Genomic DNA, 5,274 nt, shown 5'->3' on the forward strand with positions numbered 1-5,274 from the left:
TAAAACGACCCGTCATTGCTTGTCACGATCGCAATATCGTTGCCGAGATCGCCATATACCTGATCGGAGCCGGTACCGTGCGCCAGATAGATCGTGTCGTTCCCCCACCCGCCGTAGATTGTGTTGTTGTTGCTTCCGTTGGAAAACGAGTAAATCGTATCGTTCCCGAGGTTGCCACGCAAAACGTTCTGGGCATGGTTACCAAAGATTGTATCATTGCCAGACCCACCTGATGCGTTTTCAATAACCACGCCATGAGCTATCGTGAAACCGCCCTTTATGACATTCGCATGCGATACGCCCCCACCGCCGGTTGCGGAATAGTCCAGTGTAGCAGGGCGCAAATCCAGCACTGCATTGTAACCACCCACATGCTGGAGAGTATCAATACCGCCCGTGTCCCAGATAGCCTGATAGCCGACACCCGTACCGTTTGGTGAGGGAAGAGTATAGGTGTTGTTGCCTGAGTTTGTCGTGGTATTCGCGCCGTACATCGCTTGGAGTGCGGCAATGTCCAGTGCGCCAAGACCAGTAGAACCGCCATATGTCGAATTAACCGGAAGCAGCCCATCTTTTGTGGTCCAGCCATCATTGTACGACATGACGGTATAGACGCCCTGGTTGAGGTTGCCAGCGCCAAATGAATTGAACGGCGAAGTTACACCGCTCATGACAGTCGTCCCCAGACCAGTATCGTGTGGATGGCCTAGACCAAGAGCGTGTCCCAACTCATGGAGCAAAGTTGTAAAGAAATAGCCGCCAGGGTCACCATTTCCACCGGAGCCAGCTGTCCAGTAGTTGGTGTTGAACGCACCGATCGATGGGCTGTTTGATGGTGTGTAGTGGAAACCAAGTGTGTTCGGGGAGCTAAAAAAAGAACTTGGTGCGATAACCTCTACTAGATCGGCAGATCGTGAACCGGATTCGACAAATTTGATGTTTGCGACTGCCTCGATCACCGCAAGAGCTGCGCGAAAATCAGCCTTGTATTCAGCTGTCCAGGCTTGTGTATTAGAGTACTCGCCAAAATGATAGGTGATTGTTGTGACGGTGTTTGGATTGCCGTCTCCGTAGGCACGTGTTCCCTGGATCGCACTAAGCGGTGAAGATGAAGAAGGTCTTGGGATATATGTCGTTGTAGCCATGTGTCTGCCTCAAATTCGGCGATTTTGATTGCGCGTACAATTCACGCGCAAGTTGTCATTTTCGTGGCGATGAAAGCCTGCTGCGCGCAAAATTAATTTTTTGTTATGGTAAGTCTAGCGGCTTTGGAAACTGCTACTGCACACGATGTCAGACCGCGGCATTTTGGTCTCGGTTGTTTGGTGTTTTGATCGTGGGATTGCAGTCAAATCCACAACAAGTCCGGACATATGGGCGGCTGAGAACAGCAAGCCGTTAAACGAAGTCGTCACTAGAATTTGCAGGAATCATCAACTGGTATGTCGAGCAGTGAATAGACCGGTGCGCAGGTGCGCACCGGTCAGTTTTTGTCAGCGCCCGCGAATACGCGGATCAAGCGCGTCGCGCAGGCCATCGCCCAGATAGTTGACGCTGAGCACGGTCAGCGAGATCGCCAGACCGGGCCAGAAAACACGCTCGGGGTATTGCTGCAGATAGTCGACCCCATCGAATAGCAGTCGTCCCCATGTCGGGAAATCGGGCGGGAACCCCAGGCCGAGGAACGACAGGGCACTTTCCGTAATGATCGCTGTAGCGATGCCCAGTGTTGCCGACACCATGATGGGTGACAGAACGTTGGGCAGAATGTGACGCGTGATGATCTGCGTGTTGCTCGTGCCAATGGACCGTGCGGCCAGTACGAACTCACGCTCTTTGATCGCCAAAACATCACCACGAACGATCCGCGCAGTCGGCATCCAGGAGGTCACGCCAATCGCTGTTACGATCAGGATAAAGATACCACGCTCAAGCCCGAATGCTGCAGACAGAGGTTCACGGAACAGCAACATCATGACCAGCAGCAGCGGCAGCAAGGGCAGGGCAAGGAACAGGTCGGTCAGGCGCATCAGCGGCCCGTCAAGGCGTTTGAAGAACCCGGCAACAACCCCGATCAATGACCCCAGCAGCAGTGCCAGCAGCATCGCAGTGATGCCTACGGAAACCGAGGTCTGACCACCTGCCATCATACGCGCCATGATATCGCGGCCCAGTTGGTCTGTGCCAAATGGGTGCGCAAGGCTGGGCCCTTGATTCCGCGCCCGGATGTCAATCTGGGTGGGATCAATCGTCCAGATATAGGGGCCAAGATAGACCGCCGCGACGATGAAGATGAACAACATCGCCCCCAGCATTGCGCCCTTGTGTGTCTTGAACTGATCCCAAACGTCACGCCATTGGCTGCGCGGTGGGGTAGCCAGCTCTTCCATCACATCCGTGGTTGGCAAGGCTGTTGATGCAGGCGCGAGACCTTCGTCGGGGACCAGAGTGTCGGTACGATCATGATCAGTCATAGCGAATCCTCGGGTCCAGAATGCCATAAAGTACATCGGCGATCAGGTTGAACAGCACGATCAGCACGGCAAAGATGAAGGTCAGGGTTTGGACCATCGGCAGGTCGTTGGCTTGAATGGCGCCAATCAGCAGTTGACCGATACCGTTTACCTTGAACACTTGCTCGGTGATGATTGCACCGCCGAAGATGGCGGGAATACCCAGAGCAATGACCGTGACAACCGGGATCATCGAGTTGCGCAGGACGTGCACCATGACGACGGTATATTCGCTCAGTCCCTTGGCGCGTGCTGTGCGCACATAGTCCTGATTGAGGTTGTCCAGCATCGAGGCGCGCATGAAACGGCTGAGCTGCGCCGTGATCTGCAGTGCCAGAACCATGACAGGCATGATCATTTGCTTCAGCTGAACGACAAAGCTGTCCCAGCTGTCGACAACATGGGTGGTGTCATAGATCGACGGGAACCAGCCAAGTTGAACCGAGAAGATCACGATCACCAGAACACCCGAGAAGAAGGGTGGGACCGAGAAGCCGACCATCGAGACGAACGTACCCATCTGGTCGAACCAGGAATACTGGCGATAGGCCGAATAGATGCCGATGGGCAGGGCGATCAGGATGGCGACCACATAGGCAGTGCCAACAACCCACAGGGTCTGCGGGATACGCTGAACGACGATGTCCATGACGGGTGAACGGGTTTGCCACGAAATCACGCGCAGATCACCTTCAGAGAAGGTTGTGCCAAAGATCGAGTCGATCAGCACCTGCGGTTCAATCCAGAAAAACTGCACGATCCATTTCCAGAACCGGATATGCATCGGCTGACCGAGGCCAAGTGCCTCGCGCATCTTTTCTTTGACTTCGGGAGGAACAGTGAGCGGAACCTGCGCCATTGGATCGCCTGGTGCGAACTCGAGGAGCAGGAAAATGACGAGGCTGATGAACAGAAGCGTTGGAACGGCCAGTATCAGTCGTCTGATAGTGAAGTTGAGCATTAAAAGGCGCCTTTATATGCGTCTTCTTGTTGGTGGAATATGCGAAAGACCGCGCCCCGATAAAGATCGGGACGCGGCTTTGCAAGGCTAACGCTTAGGAACCGGTTTTACGGTACCAGTCAGCGATGTTCCACAGTTCGCTGTCCCAGACGTTCAGGACAACGCCACCCAGCGTGTTTGAATGCGCCGACAGACGGCCACGGTGTACCAGCGGGATCATACCGCCGTTTTCAACCATGATGTCGTTCAGCTTTTTCGCGATCTCAGCGCGCTGCTCCAGACCTGCGGTCTCGGCCAGCTGACCATGCAGCTTGTCGAATTCCTCGTTGCAGAAGCGGCTGATGTTCTCACCCTGCCACTGAGAGTCAGGACGCGGAGCTTTGTCGCACAGGCCGTTACCCAGATAGGACTGAGGGTCGGTGCCGTTGAAGGTATTGGCATACATTTCAACGTCAGCATAGAACTTCTGGAAAGTGTCCGGCGAGCCCGGGTCACCACCGAAGAAGACCGATGCGTTGATGTTGCGCAGCTCGGATTCGATACCGATCTGGCTCCACCACTCTTTGATCAGCGCCTGGAAGTCCTGACGAACGGCGTTGGTCGAGGTCTGGTAGACGATTTTCAGCGGAACACCGTCCTTTTCACGAACGCCGTCACCGTCAGTATCTACGATGCCTGCGTCATCCAGCAGTTTCTTCGCACCTTCGATATCCTGCTTGTCACAGGTCATCGAGGTCGAGTTGAACGCAGCAGGAGCCGGAACCCAGTTACAGGTGACCTTACCGGCCTGACCGTAGCCGATTTCAACCAGCAGCGGACGGTCGATCGCCAGCGACATCGCTTTGTAAACAGCCGGGTCCGTCAGGAACGGATGCGGATGCTTGGCTGTCGAACGCTCGCCTTCCGGCAGTTCGGGCGACGGATTGGTCTGGTTCATCATGATACGCTCGACCAGCGGGCCGAAGCCTGCGACCGGGGTACCTTTGCCGCCTTCCTGCATTTGCGCGATCACTTCGGGCGCCAGCTGCAGGTTCCATGCGTAGTCAAACTCGCCGGTTTCCATGACCGCACGGCCAGCCGCGGTTGCATCGCCGCCACCTTTGAAGGTCACGGTCGCAAAGGCCGGTTTCGCCGGATCACGGTAGTTGTCGTTGGCCTTGAAGGTGATCACGTCATTCGGCTTGAACTCGGTGACGACAAACGGGCCAGTGCCGATCGGGTTAAAGTTCTGCTCGGTGCACTCTGGGGCCTTTGCACCCATGCAGTTTTCAAACTGAGCTTTCTGGATGATGGGGCTTTCGCCGCCAACAAACGGTCCGTAAGGGAACGGGGTAGGTGCGTCGAATGTGACTTTAACAGTCATATCATCAACAGCTTCTACCGAGGTAACGCCTTCGAATTTGGTTACCTGCGCACAGCCACCTTCGGGGTCCATGCAGTAGTCAGCAGTGAATACAACGTCCGCAGCGGTGAACGGTGTTCCATCCGACCACTTGATGCCGGGTGCGATTTTCCAGGTGATAGAGGTCAGGTCTTCGCTGACGCCGCCATTTTCAACTGTAGGAATCTCGGACGCCAGGAAGGGAACCATGTTGCCGTCTTGGTCGTAGCGAGCCAGAGGCTCGATCACCAGTGAGGCCGATTCCACATCCTTGGTACCGCCCGACAGGAACGGGTTCAGGATTGAGGGTGCTTGCCAATAGATGATGCTGACATTGCCGTCCGATCCACGCTCGGCAAGGGCCATCGGGGCCATAGCCGTGCTGGCGATCGCACCAAGCAAAAGGGTCTTGATTTTCA

4 protein-coding genes are annotated in these 5,274 nt (G+C 55.3%); all 4 read right to left on the minus strand.

The features are described from left to right. A partial coding sequence (locus tag E1297_RS38030; RefSeq protein ID WP_155147453.1) for a M10 family metallopeptidase occupies nucleotides 1-1,145 on the minus strand: 1,145 nt, incomplete at its 3' end. 348 nt (nucleotides 1,146-1,493) lie between these two features. Further along, nucleotides 1,494-2,390, minus strand: coding sequence for an ABC transporter permease (locus E1297_RS38035; protein WP_209016255.1), 897 nt, complete (start codon nucleotides 2,388-2,390; stop codon nucleotides 1,494-1,496). Between the two features lie 76 nt (nucleotides 2,391-2,466). Then, entirely contained in the window at nucleotides 2,467-3,474 is a 1,008-nt protein-coding gene (locus E1297_RS38040; RefSeq protein WP_155147457.1) for an ABC transporter permease, read from the minus strand. 94 nt (nucleotides 3,475-3,568) lie between these two features. Continuing rightward, nucleotides 3,569-5,230 carry a peptide ABC transporter substrate-binding protein gene (locus tag E1297_RS38045; RefSeq protein ID WP_244328040.1) on the minus strand — a complete coding sequence of 554 codons (1,662 nt, stop codon included), beginning with the start codon at nucleotides 5,228-5,230 and terminating at the stop codon, nucleotides 3,569-3,571. Between the last annotated feature and the right edge of the window lie 44 nt (nucleotides 5,231-5,274).

It is taken from the genome of Roseibium sp. RKSG952, assembly GCF_009711355.1.

What these genes read in the sequence shown, in the direction of transcription:
- E1297_RS38035 (WP_209016255.1), bottom strand. Translation starts at nt 2,390, where the DNA reads ATGGAAGAGCTGGCTACCCCACCGCGCAGCCAATGGCGTGACGTTTGG.
- E1297_RS38040 (WP_155147457.1), bottom strand. Translation starts at nt 3,474, where the DNA reads ATGCTCAACTTCACTATCAGACGACTGATACTGGCCGTTCCAACGCTT.
- E1297_RS38045 (WP_244328040.1), bottom strand. Translation starts at nt 5,230, where the DNA reads ATGGCCCCGATGGCCCTTGCCGAGCGTGGATCGGACGGCAATGTCAGC.